Here is a 21449-nt window from a genome sequence, read left to right on the forward strand (position 1 = left end):
CAAAAACAGGGAGGACGATTATCATGTCAAAAGTACTTTACGAAAAGGATATTCAAAAAGGGGTATTGCAGAATAAGAAAGTTGCTGTTGTCGGTTATGGATCTCAAGGTCATGCACATGCATTGAATCTTCGTGAAAGTGGTTACGATGTAGTTGTTGGACTTAGAACAGGAAAATCGCAGCGTAAAGCAGAAGAGGATGGTTTTGATGTTGTCTCTGTTTCTGAGGCGGTACAGGAAGCTGATGTGGTGATGATTCTTTTACCAGACGAACATCAGACAGCAGTTTATCATGAGAGCATTAAACCGAATTTGCAGCCAGGAAACGCCATTGCTTTTGCCCATGGATTTAACGTACATTTTAACCAAATTGTTCCACCAAGTGATGTCGATGTATTTCTTGTTGCACCAAAAGGACCGGGACATTTAGTACGCAGAACGTATGAAGAAGGTGCTGGAGTTCCAGCGTTATATGGTGTTTATCAAGATGTAACTGGAAACGCAAAACAACTTGCACTTGCCTATGCACAAGGGATCGGGGCAGCAAGAGCCGGAGTCCTTGAAACCAGCTTCCAGGAAGAAACTGAAACGGATTTGTTTGGGGAGCAAGCAGTGTTGTGTGGTGGACTCACAAGCCTCGTAAAAGCAGGGTTTGAAACGTTAACAGAAGCTGGATATCAACCAGAAGTAGCGTACTTTGAATGCTTGCATGAAGTGAAACTGATAGTTGATTTGATGTATGAAGGTGGATTAGAAAATGTAAGATATTCGATTTCAGATACAGCACAATGGGGCGATTTTGTTTCAGGACCTCGCGTCATTAATGACGAAACGAAAGAACGTATGAAAGAAATTCTTGCAGAAGTACAGTCAGGTGAATTTGCTAAAGGATGGATTCTTGAAAATCAAGCAAATCGACCACAATTTAATGCGATTAATGCTAGGGAAAGTAAGCATCCAATTGAACAAGTAGGAAAGGAGTTACGTGAATTAATGCCTTTTGTCAAACAACCATTACAAACAAAACAAACTAAACAAAAGGATGTGAAATTGCATGTCAAAAATTAAAATTTTTGATACAACGTTACGTGATGGTGAGCAATCACCAGGTGTTAACCTTAACCAACTGGAGAAATTGGAAATTGCAAAACAGCTGGAACGATTCGGTGTTGATCGCATTGAGGCAGGGTTTCCTGCTTCCTCCAAAGGAGAGTTTAATGCAGTAAAAATGATTGCGGAAACGCTTCAAGAAACATCAATAACAGGTTTAGCAAGAACGGTGAAATCTGATGTCGATACGGCCTGGGAAGCGTTGAAAAGTGCTTCAGAGCCATGTTTGCATCTTTTCCTGGCAACCTCACCCATTCATATGACCTATAAATTGAAGAAGACACCTGAGCAAGTTATTGAAACGGCAGTAAGTATGGTTGCGTATGCCAGAGAAAAGTTTCCACAAGTTGAGTTTTCGGCGGAAGATGCATCCAGGTCCGATTGGAATTTTCTAGCACAAATCATTGAAGAGGTTATTGATGCTGGGGCTACTGTCATTAATTTGCCGGATACAGTCGGATATACGACCCCACTTGAATACGGGAATTTGTTCCGATTTGTAAAGGAAAACGTACCCAATATAGATCGAGTCAGTCTTTCATGTCATTGCCATAATGACTTGGGAATGGCTGTTGCTAATTCGATTGCAGCAGTGGAAAATGGTGCAACACAAGTGGAAGGTACTATTAATGGGATTGGAGAACGAGCTGGAAATGCTGCATTGGAAGAACTGGCAGTCGCTTTAAGGATCCGTTCTGATCAATACCCATATACGACAAATTTAAGATTGAATGAGATTAAGCGTACGAGTGATTTAGTTGCCAAATTAACCGGTATGTATGTGCAGGCAAATAAAGCAGTTGTTGGGCGTAATGCATTTTCTCATGAGTCTGGTATTCATCAGGATGGCGTTTTAAAAAATAAAGAAACCTATGAAATTATCACACCTGAAATGGTCGGGGTAACAGCGAACACCTTGTTCCTTGGAAAACACTCAGGTCGTCATGCTTTTAAAGATAAAGTACACGAACTTGGCATTGATCTTTCTGAGGATAAATTAAAAGAAGCATTTAGCTTGTTTAAACAGTTAACAGATCATAAAAAAGAAGTAACAGATGACGATTTATATACGATTCTAATGGAAATTCAAACAGATACCTCAACCGTCCATAAGTATAAATTGGAGATGTTTCAGGTTCAATATGGTACTGCTAACATCCCGACTGCAACAGTTTCACTGAATACACCAAGTGGAAGTACCGTACAAACAGCTTGCACTGGTCAGGGGAGTGTTGAAGCACTGTACAAAACAATGGATGCATTAATTGAGGAGGAATTAAAGTTAGTAGATTACCAGCTTAATTCAGTAGGGCGTGGCAAGGATGCCCTTGCAGAATCCCATGTTCAACTCGTTGTTAATGGAAAAACGATGAATGGAAGAGGAACTGCCCAGGACGTTTTGGAAGCTTCTGCAAATGCGTTTTTAAATGCAGTGAATCGTTATATGATCCAACAGAAATCCTCCAAACAGGAGAAAGCAGTAAAATAACAAAATAAAAATAAGGAGGAAAGAGTATGAACAAGCAAATTATTCTACTTCCGGGTGATGGTGTTGGAACGGAAATTATGGAGTCGGCAAAGCTTGTGTTAAATGCGGTTGCTAGTGAATTTGGCCATAGCTTTGCGCTTCATCAACATGCAATTGGTGGAGATGCCATTGACCAATATGGCACACCTTTGCCTAACGAAACAATTAAGGCATGTCAGCAAGCAGATGCTATTTTGCTCGGAGCTGTAGGTGGACCAAAATGGGATTCTCTACCGGCTAATCTGAGACCAGAGAAAGGCTTACTGGGAATTCGGAAATCGTTAGGATTATTTGCTAATTTACGTCCTGTTAAAGGTTTTACATCTTTATTGCATGCCTCACCACTAAAAGAGAGTGTGATTAAAGGCAGTGATATTTTAATCATTCGTGAACTGACAGGTGGGCTTTATTTTGGAAAGCCTAGTGAACGGCGTGAAAATGGAAATGCTGTTGTTGATACACTTTATTATCAGCGAAGTGAAATGGAGCGGATTATTGATAAAGCATTTCAAAGTGCACAAATCAGAAGGAAACACCTGACATCTGTTGATAAAGCGAATGTATTAGAATCGAGTCGAATGTGGCGGGAAATCGTGAATGAAAAAAGCAAGGACTATCCGGATGTTACCGTAGAGCACCTGCTTGTTGATGCTGCAGCAATGAAGCTTGTCACACAGCCTAACCAGTTTGATGTCATGGTTACGGAAAATCTGTTTGGTGATATTTTAAGTGACGAAGCTTCTGTTTTAACAGGGTCTTTAGGAATGCTGCCATCTGCTAGTATTCGTTCAGATGGGGTAGGTCTTTATGAACCTGTTCATGGTTCAGCGCCTGACATTGCTGGACTTGGAATTGCTAATCCATTAGGTATGATTTTATCAGTTGCCATGATGCTTAGACATACGTTCCATTTGGAAGAGGAAGCAACAGAAATTGAGCAGGCGGTTCATGAAACGTTGAGGCAAGGTTATTACACACCTGACTTGCATATAAAAGGTGGTAAACAAGTATCAACTAAGGAAATGACGGCGATTGTAGTAGAAAATATGACAACCAAAAGTGTTTCAGACAGTATTTGCAGTATGTATTCCTAATGTGTGGAGGTGTTAGAAAATGGGAAAACCGAAAACAATTATTGAAAAAATCTGGGATAAACATGTGGTCCACGAGGAAGAAGGGACACCGGATTTATTGTATATTGATTTGCATCTAGTTCATGAAGTAACCTCTCCTCAGGCATTTGAGGGGTTACGTTTAAATAATCGAAAAGTACGGCGTCCAGATTTAACGTATGCAACGGTGGACCATAATGTACCAACTAGAAATAGGGATGTTATCAACGATCAAACTGCTAAAAAGCAAATGGAAACATTGAAAAAGAACTGCGTCGAGAATGGTATTACATTAGCGGATATGTATCACCCTGACCAAGGAATTGTGCATGTAATTGGTCCAGAGCTCGGACTAACACAACCAGGAAAAACAATTGTGTGTGGGGATAGTCATACTTCCACACATGGAGCGTTTGGTGCGCTAGCTTTTGGAATCGGTACTAGTGAAGTGGAGCATGTATTGGCCACGCAATCACTATGGCAGGAACGTCCGAAGACCCTAAATGTGCAGGTGGAAGGTAATCTCGGAACAGGGGTAACTGCAAAGGATTTAATTCTAGCTATTATTGCTAAGTTTGGCGTGCGGTTTGGAACTGGGTATGTAATCGAATATACGGGTGAAGCGGTTCGGAACTTATCGATGGACGAACGGATGACTGTATGTAACATGTCGATTGAAGCGGGAGCTAGAGCAGGATTGATTAGTCCAGATGAAAAAACGATTGAATTTTTAGAAGGAAGAGTTCATGTTCCTTCCGGGGAAGCCTTTACAGAAATTGCTGATACTTGGAGAGACCTTGCTACTGATGATGGTGCTGCTTATGATAAAACCGTAACGATCAAAGCAGAAGAGATTGAACCACAAGTATCATGGGGAACAAATCCAGGAATGTGTGTACCGGTTAGTGGAACTACCCCAGATTTGAGCCAAGTAGAATATAAGGAAGATGTTGTTCGAGCACTGGATTATATGGGGCTTGATGAAAATCAACCGATCACTTCTATTACGATTGATCATGTATTTATTGGGTCTTGTACCAATTCCAGATTAAGTGATTTACAAAAGGCAGCAGCATTTGTTAAAGGGAAAAAAGTCAATAAGGACGTAAGAGCAATCGTTGTACCTGGTTCATTCAGTATTAAATTACAGGCTGAAAAAGAAGGACTGGATACTATTTTCACAGAGGCAGGCTTTGAGTGGCGTGAAGCCGGGTGTAGTATGTGTTTAGCGATGAATGACGATATTGTACCACCCGGTGGAAGGTGTGCCTCCACATCCAATCGAAATTTTGAAGGAAGACAAGGAAATGGAGCGAGAACACACTTAGTGAGTCCAGAAATGGCAGCAGCGGCGGCGATAGAAGGACATTTTGTCGACGTTCGTAAAGTAGCAGAAGTGCATCAATAGGAGGTGGTATGGAAATGGAAGCTATTCAACACCATAAAGGAATTGTCTATCCTTTAAATCGTACAAATGTGGATACAGATCAGATTATTCCGAAGCAATTTCTAAAACGAATTGAACGGACTGGATTTGGCCAATTTTTATTTTATCATTGGCGATTTGATGATGATGGGAATAAACGGGATGATTTTAGTTTAAATAAGAAAGCATATGACAATGCTTCGATCATAGTAGCGGGAGAAAATTTTGGCTGTGGTTCTTCTAGGGAACATGCGCCTTGGGCATTACTGGATTATGGATTTCGTGTTGTCATAGCACCAAGTTTTGCAGATATTTTTTATAATAATGCATTGAAAAACGGGATTATACCTATTCAAATGAATGGAGAACAAGTGAATCAGTGGATGAAACGAGCAGAAGAAGGAAAGTTAACGCTAGCGGTTGACTTGGAAAAACAATTGATCGTGGATTCTGCTCAACACGAGGTACACTTCGATATCCCAGCATACCACAAAGAAAAACTACTAAACGGCTGGGACGAGATAGCACTGACCATGCAACATGAAGAGAAGATAGCAGCATACGAATAGGTGCCTGTCACTTCTCGGTTTTTAGCGAATGATGTCGAACAAAATAATTAAGGAGTGTGAGTTAATTGGGAATTGCTTAACGGGTGAAACAATAAGTGGTGCGATGGGGCGATTAGCACCCATCGTCCACCGAACACCATTGCTAACATCAGCGACAACCAACGAGTTAGTTGGGAAACATGTCTACTTTAAAATGGAAAACCAACAGAAGACAGGAGCCTTTAAATTTAGAGGGGCAAGTTTTAAACTCATGCAGTTGTCAGGGGAACAATTAAAAAAAGGCGTCATCACTGCCTCAGCAGGGAATCATGCCCAAGGCGTTGCGCTAGCAGCGGCAAAGCTTGGTGCCCGTGCGACGATATTCATGGCAAAAGGAACACCACTTGCAAAGATTAAAGCGACAAAAGCATATGGGGCAGAAGTGGTGCTTATAGGCGAAACGTTTCAAGAGGCATATGAAGCTTCTTTAAAAAAACAAATCCAAACTGGTGCTGTCTATGTTCACCCATTTGATGATTTTGATGTCATGGCTGGTCAAGGAACAATAGCAATGGAAATGCTGCAGCAGGAGAATCAGCTTGATACACTTATTGTACCAATTGGTGGTGGTGGACTTATAAGTGGTACAGCAATTGCTGCAAAGTATGTTAATCCAGATATTAAAATAATTGGAGTTCAGGCAACTGGTGCATCCTCTATGTATGAAAGCTTTCATAAAAATATGGTAAAGAGACTTAAATCAGTTTCTACTATTGCAGAGGGGATAGCTGTTAAGCAGCCTGGTGAAAACACACTTCCGTTAATTCGGGAATATGTAGATGATATTGTAACCGTTACAGATGAGGAAATTGCTTCTGCTATCGTCTATATGTTGGAGCGGAATAAGACATTGATGGAAGGGGCAGGAGCAGCAGCACTAGCAGCTTTATTTACACATAATAATAATATTAAGGCAAACCATTGCGGCATCATTGTCAGTGGCGGCAATATGGATATTGGAACGATGGCAAAAATTCAAAGACTCGCTGAAAAGCTTCATCACCCGGCTTAATTGTCTTAATAGTAAACAAAGCAGATGATCCCTACTTTACAATGGGATCATCTGCTTGTATTAAGATGGATTTAATATTCGTTGTAAGAATTGTTGAGTTCTTTCTTGTTTAGGTGATTTTAGAACGATTTCCGGAGGGCCTTGTTCGATAATTCTACCTTCATCTATAAAAATGATCTGATCTGATACTTGCTCAGCAAATTTTAATTCATGCGTCACAATCACCATTGTCCATCCCTCGTTTGCTAGGTCTTTTATTACCTTCAGTACTTCGCCAACTAATTCTGGATCAAGAGCGGATGTCGGTTCATCAAACAACATTAATTCAGGTTGTATTGCCAGCGCTCTGGCTATACCTACTCTCTGTTGTTGTCCACCGGAAAGCTGGTGAGGGTAGAGATCCATTTTATCTCCTAAGCCTACTTTATTTAGAAGATTTTCCGCTAACTCCAGAACTTCCTTTTTAGGTCTTTTTTGAACAATCAAGGGTCCTTCTGTTACATTTTCCAATGCGGTTTTGTGCGGAAACAGATTATATGATTGAAAAACCATACCAGACCTGCGTTGCAGAGCTGTTACTTCTTTTTTACTCGGTTGTTTACTAAAATCAACTTCTATTCCGTCATGAAAGGCAAAAACTCCATCATTAGGCATTTCCAGTGCATTTAAACACCGAAGCAATGTTGTTTTTCCTGAACCGGAAGGGCCAATGATCGTTACTATGTTACCTTTATCTATATCTAAATCGACGTCTTTTAAAACTTCTAATTCACCAAAGGCTTTCGTCAACCTTTTTACTGATAAAAACACTACTTTTCATCCCTCCTTGGTTACCGAGCAATATGTCGTTCCAAACGATTTTCAATCCTATCCTGAATAATGGAAAGGAAAAAACATAATACCCAATACAAGATTGCCGCTTCTATATAGAGCAGCATAAAATCATACGTCCTTGCAGCAATTTCCTGAGCCTTTCGAAACAATTCAGTCACTAAAATTAAAGAAGCAAGTGAGGTATCTTTTACTAAACTTATAAATGTATTGGATAGTGGTGGAATAGATACTCTGGTTGCTTGCGGTAAAATGATCCGCTTTAAAGCCTGACCATAGCTCATCCCAATCGTATGGCTTGCTTCCCACTGCCCTTTTGGTACAGATAAGATAGATGCCCGAATAATCTCAGATGCGTATGCTCCTACATTAAGTGAAAAAGCAATGATCGCACTAGGAAATGGATCAATTGTTAATCCAATGCTACCCAATCCAAAAAAGATAATAAACAGTTGAACAAGTAATGGGGTTCCCCTTATGGCTGATACAAAGACTCTAGCAGGAAATGTAAAGTAAATACGGTTGGAAAGACGCATGATAGCGGTGATTAACGCTAAAAATAATCCCAGTGTAAAAGAAATTAAGGTAAGCGGAATCGTGTATTTAATTCCCCCTTGAATCATGGGCCAAAGGGAGTTTTTGAATAACTCCCATCCTCCCATATCAGCTGTTATCGTTAATAAAAGATCACTTGGATACATCTTCGCCAAACCACTTCTCAGAGATTTCCGCTAACGTTCCATCTTCTTTCATAGCCTCTAATTGTTCGTTGAAAGCTTCTACTAATTCCGCGTTGCCTTTGTTAAATGCGAAAGCTGTTTCTGATGCATCTCCTTCACGTACGGCAATTTTAACACCTGAATCAGGTTGTTGGTTCATATAATCAAGTACTGCTAATCTGTCATTTACAGTAAGTTCCACACGATCTTGTTTAATTAATTCAATGGATTGTGCTAACCCTTCTACCTGGACAAGTTCAGCACCATTTTCTTCAGCAATAGTAGCAAAATTACTTGTTAGTGATTGGGCTGATTGCTTTCCTTCTAAGTCTGCAAAAGAAGTTACATCTGTGTTAGCCTCTGGCACTACAACTACAGCAGATGATACGGTATATGGATCTGAAAAATCATAGTTTTCTAGGCGGTCTGGATTAATACCCACCTGATTAGCAATGACATCAAAGCGCTCTGCATTTAAACCAGCGAACATAGAGTCCCATTGTGTCTCTTCGAAATCAACTTCAATTCCCATCCGATCTGCAATTTCTCTCATCACTTCTACATCGTACCCAGTTAACTCATCTTCTTCGTTATGAAACGTATAAGGAGCATACGTACCTTCTGTGCCTACTGAAATAACTCCGTCTTCGATAATTTGATCATGAAGATTTGTTTCTTCACTATCTCCGTTATCCCCATTTGAAGCGGAATCTTCTCCATCGCCTGTTCCGCATGCTGCTAAAATTAATATAAGTCCAATCATTAATGTCCATAGTCCTTTTTTCATGTTGTCAAAACCTCCAATTATTTTATTAGGGACAAAACCCAAGTAATCGTATCGGGATTTAAATGCCAGTTTGATTATAACCTCACATGGAGTTCCATGTAAAGTAAATAAATTGCTACTTTTTTATAGTTCCCAACTGCAGAATTTTTATGGGGAGGGTGCCTGTCACTTCCCGGTTTATGTCATATCCTGTTGAATGGTATTTCTAGTTAAAAAGAACATCCCCTAAGGCTTTTAAAGCCTTAGGGGATGTTAGCTAAACTATTAAATGACGTGAAGGCTAACGTTTCCAATACCTTCATATTCTACTTGATATTTCCCTTTTTCCAGCACTTTAGGAAGAATAAATGTACCGGATGAAATGATCATTCCTTTTTCGATCTTACGTCCACTTTTGGCTAGTTCTTCCATAAGCCATTTTATTGCATGAACTGGATTTCCAAGGACTTCAGATGAGGGACCCTGAGCAATTTCTTCTCCGTCCAACTTTAAAATAGCGTTCACAGAGTTTAATTGTTCGAATGTTATTCCCTTTACAGATTCTCCTACAACTATTTTACCTGCAACTGCACTATCGGCAATAACTTGCCCCAAGCTAACCTTAGGGAACCAGTCGGTGAAACGGGAATCAGGAATTTCAAGACCAGGTGCTATCCTCATTTTTTGAAGAATTGTCTCTTGGTCATCAGTGATAGATAGATTCTCATTGGCAATAAACATTAGCTCAATTTCAATCAATGGAGAAAGCATCTTATCTAATTCAATCGTACCGTTAGAAAGACTCGTGTCGGTTAAAGCTCCATAAAGGGGTGTTGTTGCATTAAACAATTGTTGTGTTTCTGGACTTGTTAAACTAATTTTGTAACCGATAAGATTATCCTGATTAGTTGCCACTTTTCTATCCGTAATTTGATGCTGAATTTCGTAAGCAGTTGATTTTTCAATATCAGCTGGAATGTCTTCTTTAGATATGGGTTTTTTAGAATCGTAGGCGTTAAAGAGTTTTTCAGTAAAATTATGTAGTTTGTGTTGCATGGTATTACCTCCCATTTACTTTTTATAGTTTATTATACGGTTTGAGCTATTGGATGTCTATGATCCGTAAATTGCATGGTTGTTATATTAAAACATTTTAACCTGAATTATTCATAGATACTCTTTGAATCACCGAATAATACTTGTCTGTCAAGCTTCACTCTTGATTTGATAGTTCATCAAATAAATGAAAAAAGAATCCATTTCTGGTAGGGTTAAAGTGCGAACAAATAACCAACAGAAAGGATTCTTATAATGGCTACTTTACCGCAAATAACGATGGATTTCAATCGTCAAGTTAAATTGTCGAACGATGGAGGCGCTCTTTCCTCCGATACAGGCGAGTTCTTATTTCGAGAGTTTGATGAAAAAATCGGTTTTTTCGATACATTGTTCAACCATTTGAAGCTAAAAGACGAAAGACAGTATTATGCTCATTCCAGCGAAAATTTGCTTCGTCAAAAGGTTTATCAAATGGTTGCCGGATATGCCGAAGATGACGCGGCCGATCAATTGACACATGACCCTGTTTTCATGCAAATCATTGGAACCGATGCATTGGCTTCCCAACCCAGTTTATCCCGTTTGTTCCCACGATTTGATGATGAATCGATGGAACAAATAAATCAGGCGAACCAGGAATTGTTGGATAAAGTCCATCAATACAGGGAGTCTGAGGCACTTATCATTGATTTGGATTCCACCCATGCAGATGCCTACGGTGACCAGGAGGAAAAAGCCTTTAATACCCATTATGGTACTGTCGGCTTCCACCCATTGGTAGCTTTTGATGGCGTGACAGCTGACTTTCTGAAGGCTGACCTGCGACCGGGAAATGTCTATACATCCATGGTGTCGTGGATTTTGTGAAGCCTCTTATCACCCATTACAATGAAGAATTCCCGGAGACGACACCATTTGTGCGCGGTGACAGTGGTTTTGCAGTCCCGGCAATGGAAAATTATATCAAGGAAGCGAAAGATGGCTTCTATCTGGACAGAATGAGCAGCCATTCCTATCAGTCGAATGAAGTAAGAATGTCGCTGAGCCTGTTGGCGTATAACTTAACCAATTGGTTGCGCACACTCTGCTTTCCGGAAGAACAGAAAAGCATGCAAATTCAGACCATACGATCAAAAGTTATTAAGGTCGCCAGTAAATTAGTAAAGTCAGGACGCTCGCTGTATTTTAAATTATCTTCCAGTTTCGTGTATCAACGATTTTTCTGAAATGTACTTCAGCGAATTCAAGCTCTAAAACTGGAATGAAGCATATATATCGATTATTTCTCATTTTTAAAAGCCCCATCAAGACCAAGGGAGAAGTGTGTCCAAAAATGGCCAATTTTCAGCACTTGTGGTTGTATCTTGTTATAACTTTTCTGATCACACCACATTTTTTAAAAAAACAACAGAAAAATAATTGTACCCAGCGCTTTTATTCAAAGGTATGAATAATTCGGGTTTAAATATAATAAATAAAATGATTTTTCTTAGTGGGGATGGACCTTTTTACGAAGGATGTCGTAAACGAATTTAAAGAAAATGATTTAAAACTAGAGAATAATTAAGAGGAGTAAGAGTGAAATAAATTATTTACCTGTATAATGAATAAACTCATTATACAGGTTTCTTTCTTAGAATGTTACTATAAAAAATGAAATGACTTTTCCTTGGAAACGGAGGAAGTACCTCAGCTACATCATCCTCATTGATGGATACCTCGTCTTACATAAGAACACCGTCATAATTTGGTATGTAGATTCCAGGTTCCATTTGTGTATTAATACTGCAGTAACCTACAGTTGAATAACACTGACATTTATAAGCAAAAATCAAACCTGGCATATAATTTGCATTAGAATTAAGTGATGAAAAGTGGAGGTGTAATCTATTGGGGCGATCCATCTACTGAAGGGCTGATTTTAAAAAATGTGACGATTTTGCTGATTATCAAATCGACCGTTCACCTGGTTATAGGAACAACGCCAGAGTTGCTACATTACATACTCGTGGTGAACTATAAAGGGTGGAAGGAATCTTAGTAGGTGAAAGCGGATCAAAGATAACCGTTCTGGCTGATTTATTTGAACACTTTTTTGGAATGAAAAAATAAAATCAAGGGAGGATACTACATGAATTTGTTGTCCGGAAATGAGATAAATAAGATGATTACTATGCAGGAAGTAATAGACTCCATTGAAGACTATTATATGCAAAATGAAGACACTAATAAAATTACTCCTGATCGTATGCATATTGATGATGGGGGAAATACAGCATTATTAATGCCTGCTTTTTATGGTGACTATTATGCAACTAAACTAATCGGTGTTGCACCTAATAATAACAAACTAGATAAACCAACGATTCATGGTTTGATGGTACTGTATGACCGAAAAACGCTTGAGCCTCTTATGACTTGTGATGCTATGCCAATTACTGCGTTGCGTACTGGGGCACTTGGTGGTCTAGGAATGAAATATATTTCAGATCAAAATGCCTCGTCCGTTGGAATCGTTGGGACAGGCACTCAAGGCTGGAGCCATTTGCAATCTGCGTGTACTATCCGAGACATTGACTCCGTTTATGTCTATAATCGGAGCAACGAAAAATTAAAAGAATTTATTTCAAAAGCAGAAATTGAATTTCCAGATTTAACTATTCAAGAGGCAAAATTGCCTGAGTTAATTAAGAAATCAGATATAATTATCACAACAACAACATCGCAAACTCCTGTTTTACCCGATATGGAGCCATGTGATTGGAAGGGCAAACAGGTTATTGCGGTTGGATCGTTTAAGCCTTCTATGCAGGAACTGCCAAATACATTTTTATCCGAAGTAGACGAGTTTTATGTGGATGCATATAGTGCATTCCATGAATCGGGAGATATGATTAGTGCAAAATGTTTTGGTGCGAATGAAACGGATACCATGTCGTTGGAAAATATGATTAAGGAGCAACATAGACCAGAAAATATACAAGATAAAACTTTATTATTTAAGTCGGTAGGTATAGGTATATTCGATTTAATTACGGCCAAGATTATTTATGAAAAAAATAGAGATGGGAAAATTAATCGGATCTAAATCAATTGTCAGATCCGTAAATAATCCTAGTTTGTGCACTGCTTTTCTGAAACTCTGAATACTTACCTTAATATACTATAAGGAAAAACACCTCTATGAGCAGAAAAAATTCATAGAGGTGTTTTTCTATTGGAATTATAAAACTTGTATTTCCCTTGGGAACGACGTCAATACTTCGACTTCACCGTCTTCATTGATGTAAACCTCATCTTCAATACGTACACCACCATAATTTGGTATGTAAATCCCAGGTTCTATGGTAAACAATAATCCTTTTTCAGCTATCTCATCATTATTTTCATGGATGGATGGTTCTTCATGTACTTCAACTCCAAGTCCGTGTCCAACACGATTGTTGAAATAGTCTCCATAACCGCTATCATCAATCACTTTTCTTGCTGCTATATCAAAGTTTTTAAGGGCAACACCTGCTTTAACAGCGTTTACACCAGCTTGATTAGACTCCAGTACAATGTTATAGATTTCTCTTTGTTTTTCCGAGGCTTCTCCAATAATGAATGTTCGTGTAATATCAGAACAATATCCATTTTTGGTTATGACACCAAAATCAATTAATAAAAAGTCACCATTTTGGAATGCACGTTCTCCAGGAACCCCGTGTGGCAATGCCGCTTTTTCACCGGCAAGTACGATAGTTGAAAAGGATGGACCAACAGCACCAAACTTTTTCATGAGAAATTCTAATTCTGCAGCTAGTTCAGTCTCGGTCATTCCGATTTTGACTTTTTTAATACCCTCAGCAAGAACTTTCTCTATGATATCAACGGCTTCTTGTAAATAGTCAATTTCGTTTCTGGATTTTTTCCCTCTCTGGAAGTTGATTGTAGGTTGTATATCGTCATAGGAAGCATGTGGGAAAGCCAATTGCAATTGGTTATGACGGAACATACTGACCTCTTTTTTCTCCAAACCGATATGCTGCAAACTTGGTCCGTATTTACTTTTTAATTTAACAAACGGATCCTCCTCATCGGAAATCGGAACAATATTTTTTACGAAGGATTCATTTTCAGCGATTTCCTTATCCAATGCCGGAACAAATAGTGTTAATTCCTTATTCCTACCATCCAAAATTAATGCCATAAATCGTTCGTGTGGATCAGAGTTAAAACCAGTATAGTAAAAAACATTTGCCGGAGCAGTAATCATTGCAACATCGATATTTCTTTCTGTTAATGTATCGAGAAGCACAGATATTCTTTCGTAGTAATCAATTGTCATATTGAACCCTCCATTTATTTAAGTTATACCAGTGTAACATGCAATTGTTATGCCACTACTATATGATGAAAATTCAAACTTGGCATAAAAATTGCAATATATTGAGTAATAGAAAAATGGAGGTGGAATATTGGATTTTAATCGAATGATATCAACGGTTGATTTACATGTAGCAGGTGAGCCGCTACGCATCATCACTGGTGGACTACCGGAAATTCAAGGTAAGACACAACCTGAGCGCAGATTGTACTGTGTAGAGCACTTAGATAGTCTGAGAAAAACATTGATGAATGAGCCAAGGGGTCATCACGGAATGTATGGGTGTATTATTACTCCGCCAGCTTCAGAGCACGCTGATTTTGGAGTCTTGTTTTTGCATAATGAAGGGTGGAGCACGATGTGTGGGCATGGAATTATTGCCGTCGTGACCATGGTGATTGAAACGGGGCAATTTGAAGTGAAGGGCAATCAGAGAAAATTCATTATTGATAGCCCTGCCGGTGAAGTAATAGCCTATGCCAGGTGTAAGGGCCAAAAAGTGATAGATGTATCGTTTGAAAATGTAGCCTCATTTATCTATGAAAAGGACTTTATAGTAGAAGTAGATGGATTAACGTTCCCTGTAGATATCGCATTTGGAGGAGCATTTTACGCTATTGTTGACAGTGTCAAAGTAAATGTACAGTTGAATTTTGATGATTTACCAAAATTGCAGTTACTTGGCATGAAAATAAAACATTATGTAGAAGAAAACCTAGATGTGACGCATCCAATTCAAAATGATTTAAAAGATATTTACGGTGTAATCTTTTCAGGTGAATCGTCTAATAAAGAGGCTAATTTGAAAAATGTAACGATTTTTGCTGATCATCAAATCGATCGTTCACCGTGTGGTACGGGAACAAGCGCCAGAGTTGCAACGTTATATGCTCGTGGTGAATTGAAAAAGGGTGAATCGTTCCTTCATGAAAGTATTACGGACGGCGTTTTTCAAAGTGAAGTACTACAGGAAACAAATGTTAATCAATATGACGCAGTCGTTCCAAGAGTTGCAGGGACAGCAAGCATAACTGGCTTTCATCAGTTCGTGGTAGACACGAGAGATTCCATGCCGGAGGGGTTTTTGTTGTGAAACAGGTATGTGCACAGAAGGAATATGTATAAATTTTCAGACAGTAATTCTATATGTGTATAAAATTTTATACTATTTTTAAATACAAGGAGGAAAAAGAATGTCTATAAAAAAGGTTAGTATTGTTTGGATCGTACTTTCTACTATTCTTATTTTGGCAGGATGTTACGGAGGTAGTGGTGAATCAATTGAAGAACCAAAACAAAAAGAAGGGGAGGCAAGCGAAACTGAAAGTGTATTACACCTTGCAACTACTGGTGAAATACCTACTTTAAAAACAAACGGAACAATGGATGGGCTATCACAAACGATTGTTCAAAACATTTTCGAAGGGCTTTTTAGAATCGGCAAAGATGGTAACCCAATAGAAGGTATAGCAAGCGATCACGAAACTAGTGAGGATGGGAAGAAATATACGTTTTACTTAAGAGAAAACGCAACATGGTCAAATGGAGATCCGGTTACTACAAACGATTTTATATATGCTTGGAAAAAAGCACTTCATCCAGACACGTTTTCCCCACATGCTTATCTAATGTCGCAGATAAAAAATGCTACCGAAATTCAGAATCCGGAACATGATATGTATGGGAAGGTCGATAAGCTTGGGGTGAAGGCTGTGGATAAACATACATTAGAGGTTACATTGGAAAACGGTGTCCCTTACTTCATCGAGTTGTTAACGCATCCTGTTTTTTATCCGCAAAATAAAAAGTTTGTCGAGGAACAAGGTGAGGATTATGCACTTGAAGTAGAAAATCTTATCTTTAATGGACCATACACTCTAGAATCCTGGGATCACAGTCAGAGCTGGAACTTAAAGAAAAATAAAGAATACTGGGATGTTGAGGCAGTAGAAACGAATGAAATTAATTTCAAGGTAGCTAAAGATACTTCTACTGAAGTAAATTTGTACGAGGCAAATACAATCGATATCGCTAATCTATCTTCTGAATTTGTTGATGTATTCAAAGATGATGATGACTATGATACGTCTGTTAAGTCAGAAGTGTACTTTCTCCGCTTTAATCAGGAAAATGAATTTTTAAGTAACGCAAATATTCGAAAAGCACTTGATATGGCTTGGGATAAAGAACAAGCTGCGGATGTTATACTAAAAAATGGTTCTAAGCCTGCTTATTACCTTGTACCGCATGAATTTAATGTATCACCATCTGGCGAAGATTTCCGAGAAAAATTCGGTGATATGAACACAGGTAAAGTTGCAAAAGCACAAGAGTTATTTAAAAAAGGAATGGACGAACTGGGCGTCAATGAAGTCTCACTTGAATTATTAAGTTATGATGACGGTCAACGGAAATCTGTTGCTGAGTATATTAAAAATCAATGGGAAACCAATCTACCAGGGTTGACAGTATCAATTAACCAGCAGCCAAATAAACAAAAGTTGGCATTGGAGGACAACCTTGACTATGATATTTCACATTCAGGATGGAGAAATGATGTTAACGATCCTGTAGAGTTTTTGTCCGTTTTTCTTTCAGATGGTCCATATAATTGGCAAAATTTTAAAAATGAAAAATATGATAAATTGGTAAAAAAGGCGCAAACGGACTTTTCGGATATTACGCAGCGGTTTAAGGACATGCAAGAAGCGGAGCGTATCCTAATTGAAGAAGAAGCAGCTATCTCACCGATGTATCAGGCTGGATCTGCAAGACTAATAAAGCCATACGTTCAGGATTTTATTGCACATTCAAATTCTACGTATAGCTATAAATGGGTTAAAGTCGATAAATAGTTATTAATAAAAGCGTATCTTCTTATCGTCTTATAGGGTGATAGGGAGATACAATCCATAACTATTAAAGTAGTTGATTACAGATTTTTATACTCGAACTTAGAGGTGTCCATATGAAGAAATATATTGTAAGTAGACTCGCGTACATGTTATTTACATTTCTCTTAATCGCTACATTTACATTCTTTCTAATGCAAACGCTTCCAGGGTCACCATTTAACGATGAGCGAATGACTGACGCTCAACAAGAAATTATGTATGAAAAATATGGTCTAGATGAACCAGTTTCCATACAATATGTAAAGTATTTAGGGAATATTATACAAGGTGATTTTGGTGTTTCATTTCAGTTTGAGGGTCGACCTGTCACTAATATTATATCCGAAAGAATTGGAGCATCTGCACTATTAGGTGCACAGTCACTTATAGTTGGTACGATTATCGGATTATTGTTAGGCATTATTGCAGCACTCAAACATAATACGTATATGGATTATGGATCCATGATTTTAGCTGTAATTGGTTTATCCATTCCCAACTTTGTGTTCGCAGGTCTTCTCCAATATTGGGTAGGGGTGAGGTTACAATGGCTGCCAGTAGCTTTTTGGGAAGGTTTTGAGTATTCGATTTTACCTACAATATCGTTAGCCGCTTTTGTTGTAGCCACTATTGCAAGATTTATGAGAACGGAAATGCTGGATGTATTAGGGCAAGAATATATTAATACTGCTCGATCAAAGGGTATACGTGATTCGGTAGTTGTATTCAAGCATGGTTTGCGTAATGCAATGATACCAATCATTACAATATTGGGTCCCTTAGTTGTATACCTGATGACTGGAACATTAGTAGTCGAAAAAATATTCAGTATACCTGGTCTGGGAGAACAATTTGTTAAATCAATCATGACAAATGATTATCCAGTAATAATGGGTGTTACGTTATTTTTTAGTATACTTTTTATCACAGTGATTTTTATAGTCGATCTTCTTTATGGTGTAATTGATCCAAGGATACGGCTTTCAGGAGGTGGAAAAGATGGGCATACCTGAACATAAACTAACCGATGACCTATTTGATGAGGCTGGTAACGACCATACAAAAGTGGAGAAAACAACTCGCCCACCAGCCACTTACTGGAAGGATTCCTGGCTCCGTTTAAGAAAAAATAAGGGGGCAGTAGTTGGTCTGATTTTAATCATTATAATTATCTTGATGGCAATTCTGGGACCGATGATGAACAGTTACGGGTATGAAGAACAAAACTTATCGCGAGCAAACCTTCCCGCTAAAGTTCCATTATTGGAAGAAATACCATTTATTGGGTTTGATGGTGTAGATATCCGTGGTAAGAACCAATATGAGCAAAAAAGTGTAGAAGGAAATTTTTGGTTTGGAACAGATGATTTGGGTAGAGATGTTTGGAGTCGAATTTGGCAAGGTACAAGGATATCATTATATATAGCTTTCCTAGCAGCATTATTGGATTTAATAATTGGTGTTGCTTATGGCAGCATTTCCGCTTTCTATGGTGGAAAAGTTGATAATGTGATGCAACGTATTATAGAAGTGTTGGTTGGTGTACCTAATTTAATTGTTGTTATTTTGCTAATATTGATTTTACAACCCGGTATTATGTCAATTACGCTTGCGATGGTAATTACTGGGTGGGTGAATATGGCAAGAATTATAAGGGGTCAAGTTTTAAAATTAAAAGGTCAAGAATTCGTATTGGCATCAAGAACGTTGGGGGCCAAAGATAAACAGTTATTGTGGGGGCATCTCATACCTAACTCATTAGGGCCGATTATCATTACCACGATGTTTACAATTCCAAACGCTATTTTTACAGAGGCTTTTCTCAGTTTCATAGGATTGGGAATTCAACCTCCTGCTGCATCTCTTGGAACAATAATCAATGATGGTTTTAAATTACTTAAAATATATCCGCATTCGCTGATATTTTCTTCTATTATAATAAGTTTAATTATGATTAGTTTTAATCTTGTAGGTGATGGTTTGCGTGATGCATTTGATCCTAAAATGAGGAAATAGAGGTGATCAGCTTGGAAAAAATACTAACTGTAGAGGATTTGAATGTTTCTTTTGATACGTACGAAGGAGAGGTTAAAGCTGTAAGAGGTGTTTCTTTTGACCTATATAAAGGTGAAACATTAGCAGTAGTTGGCGAATCTGGATCAGGTAAATCGGTGATGTCAAAAAGCTTAATGGGGTTGATTCCCGAACCGCCAGGAAAAATCACTGCTGGAAGCATCCATTATAAGAATCGTAATATTGTAAACATGTCCAAAAATGAAATTCGAAAGTTAAGAGGTTCGGAAATATCTATCATATTTCAGGACCCTATGACATCCTTAAATCCAACTATGACAGTAAAAAACCAAATAATAGAAGGAATGATAACTCACCAGAATCTATCGAAAAAAGTGGCAACGCAAAAAGCAGTTGAACTTTTGGAACTTGTCGGGCTTCAAGATGCTGCAACCCGAATTGACCTTTATCCACATCAATTCTCTGGGGGGATGCAACAAAGAGTTGTAATTGCGATGGCTTTGGCTTGTAAGCCTGAGATATTGATTGCTGATGAACCAACAACCGCGCTTGATGTTACAGTACAAGCACAAGTATTGGATTTACTTAAAGATATTCAAAAACAGATGGGGACTTCCATCATATTTATAACACATGACCTAGGAGTAGTAGCGAGCATTGCTGACCGAGTGGCGGTAATGTATGCAGGTAAGATTGCAGAAGTTGGAAAAACAGAGGAGATATTTTATACTCCCAAACACCCATACACAATAGGTTTGTTAAAGGCTATGCCAAATTTAAATAACGCTCTAGAGGAATTAGCGACTATTCCTGGTGCTCCACCAAATTTATTAGCACCCCCAGTTGGGGATGCTTTTGCTGAACGTAATAGCCAAGCAATGAACATTGACTATCTATATGAACCACCATTATTTAAAGTGTCTCAATCGCATTACGCAGCAACATGGTTACTGCATAAGAAAGCGACGAAGAAAGCAGAAGAGTTTTATCAGCAGCAATGGATTGAGAAACAAGATACAGTTGATTATACTGCTGAATCGAGCATTAACGATGAGAAGTTAATAGAAGTTAGAGACATAAAACAACATTTCAAAACAGGTAGAAAAAATATCATTAAAGCAGTTGATGGCATTACGTTTGATATTCGTAAAGGAGAAACGTTTGGTCTAGTCGGTGAGTCTGGGTGTGGAAAATCAACAACTGGCAGGACACTAGTGCGCTTATATAATGCTTCTTCAGGTCAGATTCTGTTTAAAGGAAAAGATATACATCAAAAAAGTAAAACAGACTTGAACAAGCAGATTCAAATGATATTTCAAGATCCCTATTCTTCCTTGAATCCGAGGTGGACAGTTGCCGACATTATTGCTGAGGGGCTTGATATACATGGTTTATATCATAACAAAAACGAACGGTTAAGCAAAGTTTATGAACTGCTTGAAACGGTTGGGTTACAGAGAGAACATTCTAGCCGTTACCCCCATGAATTCAGTGGCGGACAAAGACAGCGTATAGGGATTGCTCGCGCACTAGCAGTTGAACCAGAATTTATTGTTGCTGATGAGCCTATTTCTGCACTTGATGTTTCTATTCAGGCACAAATTATAAATTTAATGCGGAAGTTGCAAAAGGAGAAAGAACTTACCTTTTTATTTATTGCCCATGATCTTTCGATGGTAAAGCACATCAGCGATAGAATAGGTGTAATGTACCAAGGTAAATTAGTTGAAATAGCTGAAAGTGATGAGTTGTACAGAAATCCTCTACATGGTTATACGAAAGTATTGCTTAGTGCTATTCCATTACCTGATCCGAAAATAGAAAAAGCCCGAAAGAAGAATACAATAGAAAAGTGGGCTCGTGAACTCAATTCATCTGATTTGAGGGAAGTTAAAAAAGGTCATTGGGTTGCATGTACCGAAAGTGAATTTGAAAAATTACAAAAAGATATTAATGAACAAATTACTACTACATGACATTTT

The 21449-nt window shown here is 38.4% G+C and carries 17 protein-coding genes and 1 pseudogene; 13 read left to right on the forward strand and 5 right to left on the reverse strand.

Going from position 1 to position 21449, the window contains the following annotated elements; genetic code table 11:
• Window positions 1–23: 23 nt before the first annotated feature.
• The 6 genes from ilvC to ilvA are packed head-to-tail and all read left to right on the forward strand — an operon-like array spanning window position 24 to window position 6795.
• Window positions 24–1067, forward strand: coding sequence for a ketol-acid reductoisomerase (ilvC, locus tag ACFQ3N_RS03545; RefSeq protein WP_390359588.1), 1044 nt, complete (start codon window positions 24–26; stop codon window positions 1065–1067).
• Window positions 1054–2598 (forward strand): 2-isopropylmalate synthase, encoded by a 1545-nt coding sequence (locus ACFQ3N_RS03550; RefSeq protein WP_390359590.1) that lies wholly within the window; start codon window positions 1054–1056, stop codon window positions 2596–2598. Before ilvC ends, ACFQ3N_RS03550 begins: the two co-directional genes overlap by 14 nt.
• A 26-nt stretch (window positions 2599–2624) precedes the next feature.
• Complete coding sequence (leuB, locus tag ACFQ3N_RS03555) at window positions 2625–3731, forward strand: 3-isopropylmalate dehydrogenase (protein ID WP_390359591.1); 1107 nt, start codon at window positions 2625–2627, stop codon at window positions 3729–3731.
• 19 nt (window positions 3732–3750) lie between these two features.
• Window positions 3751–5157: a 3-isopropylmalate dehydratase large subunit gene (leuC, locus tag ACFQ3N_RS03560; RefSeq protein WP_390359593.1), complete on the forward strand. Its 1407-nt coding sequence runs from the start codon at window positions 3751–3753 to the stop codon at window positions 5155–5157.
• Window positions 5158–5171: 14 nt separating this feature from the next.
• On the forward strand, window positions 5172–5744 hold the full coding sequence (leuD, locus tag ACFQ3N_RS03565; protein WP_390359595.1) for a 3-isopropylmalate dehydratase small subunit: 573 nt from the start codon (window positions 5172–5174) through the stop codon (window positions 5742–5744).
• Window positions 5745–5775: 31 nt separating this feature from the next.
• Window positions 5776–6795, forward strand: a complete 1020-nt coding sequence (gene ilvA / locus ACFQ3N_RS03570; protein WP_390359597.1) for a threonine ammonia-lyase — start codon at window positions 5776–5778, stop codon at window positions 6793–6795.
• A gap of 60 nt (window positions 6796–6855) precedes the next feature.
• Here ilvA and ACFQ3N_RS03575 read toward each other — a convergent pair whose 3' ends face one another.
• The 4 genes from ACFQ3N_RS03575 to ACFQ3N_RS03590 all read right to left on the reverse strand — a co-directional run bounded on the left by ACFQ3N_RS03575 (window position 6856) and on the right by ACFQ3N_RS03590 (window position 10167).
• Window positions 6856–7605: an amino acid ABC transporter ATP-binding protein gene (locus ACFQ3N_RS03575; protein WP_390359599.1), complete on the reverse strand. Its 750-nt coding sequence runs from the start codon at window positions 7603–7605 to the stop codon at window positions 6856–6858.
• Between the two features lie 20 nt (window positions 7606–7625).
• A complete protein-coding gene (locus ACFQ3N_RS03580) occupies window positions 7626–8327 on the reverse strand; it encodes an amino acid ABC transporter permease (RefSeq protein WP_390359790.1) in 702 nt (233 codons plus the stop codon).
• A complete protein-coding gene (locus ACFQ3N_RS03585) occupies window positions 8314–9132 on the reverse strand; it encodes an amino acid ABC transporter substrate-binding protein (RefSeq protein WP_390359601.1) in 819 nt (272 codons plus the stop codon). The genes ACFQ3N_RS03580 and ACFQ3N_RS03585 overlap by 14 nt, the downstream gene beginning before the upstream one ends.
• A 264-nt stretch (window positions 9133–9396) precedes the next feature.
• Entirely contained in the window at window positions 9397–10167 is a 771-nt protein-coding gene (locus ACFQ3N_RS03590; protein ID WP_390359603.1) for a 2-keto-4-pentenoate hydratase, read from the reverse strand.
• A gap of 255 nt (window positions 10168–10422) precedes the next feature.
• On the opposite strand from ACFQ3N_RS03590, the pseudogene ACFQ3N_RS03595 reads away from it, so the two are divergent.
• Window positions 10423–11396, forward strand: a pseudogene (locus tag ACFQ3N_RS03595) (IS1380 family transposase).
• A gap of 905 nt (window positions 11397–12301) precedes the next feature.
• The gene (locus ACFQ3N_RS03600) at window positions 12302–13258 is read left to right on the forward strand and encodes an ornithine cyclodeaminase family protein (RefSeq protein WP_390359605.1); all 957 of its coding nucleotides are present in this window, start codon (window positions 12302–12304) and stop codon (window positions 13256–13258) included.
• 135 nt (window positions 13259–13393) lie between these two features.
• On the opposite strand, the gene ACFQ3N_RS03605 is transcribed toward ACFQ3N_RS03600, so the two are convergent.
• The gene (locus ACFQ3N_RS03605) at window positions 13394–14500 is read right to left on the reverse strand and encodes a M24 family metallopeptidase (protein ID WP_390359606.1); all 1107 of its coding nucleotides are present in this window, start codon (window positions 14498–14500) and stop codon (window positions 13394–13396) included.
• A gap of 130 nt (window positions 14501–14630) precedes the next feature.
• Between ACFQ3N_RS03605 and ACFQ3N_RS03610 the strand changes: the two genes are divergently transcribed.
• From ACFQ3N_RS03610 to ACFQ3N_RS03630, 5 genes are all read left to right on the forward strand, one after another.
• Complete coding sequence (locus ACFQ3N_RS03610; RefSeq protein WP_390359608.1) at window positions 14631–15632, forward strand: proline racemase family protein; 1002 nt, start codon at window positions 14631–14633, stop codon at window positions 15630–15632.
• A gap of 100 nt (window positions 15633–15732) precedes the next feature.
• On the forward strand, window positions 15733–17394 hold the full coding sequence (locus ACFQ3N_RS03615; RefSeq protein WP_390359610.1) for a peptide ABC transporter substrate-binding protein: 1662 nt from the start codon (window positions 15733–15735) through the stop codon (window positions 17392–17394).
• A 113-nt stretch (window positions 17395–17507) separates the two neighbouring features.
• Window positions 17508–18446, forward strand: a complete 939-nt coding sequence (gene opp3b / locus ACFQ3N_RS03620; protein ID WP_390359612.1) for an oligopeptide ABC transporter permease — start codon at window positions 17508–17510, stop codon at window positions 18444–18446.
• Window positions 18433–19449: an oligopeptide ABC transporter permease gene (gene opp3C / locus ACFQ3N_RS03625; protein WP_390359614.1), complete on the forward strand. Its 1017-nt coding sequence runs from the start codon at window positions 18433–18435 to the stop codon at window positions 19447–19449. Before opp3b ends, opp3C begins: the two co-directional genes overlap by 14 nt.
• 11 nt (window positions 19450–19460) lie before the next feature.
• Complete coding sequence (locus ACFQ3N_RS03630; RefSeq protein ID WP_390359615.1) at window positions 19461–21443, forward strand: ABC transporter ATP-binding protein; 1983 nt, start codon at window positions 19461–19463, stop codon at window positions 21441–21443.
• The last annotated feature ends 6 nt before the right edge of the window (window positions 21444–21449 follow it).

This window comes from Virgibacillus byunsanensis (assembly GCF_042675965.1).
GTDB lineage: Bacteria > Bacillota > Bacilli > Bacillales > Amphibacillaceae > Virgibacillus_R > Virgibacillus_R byunsanensis.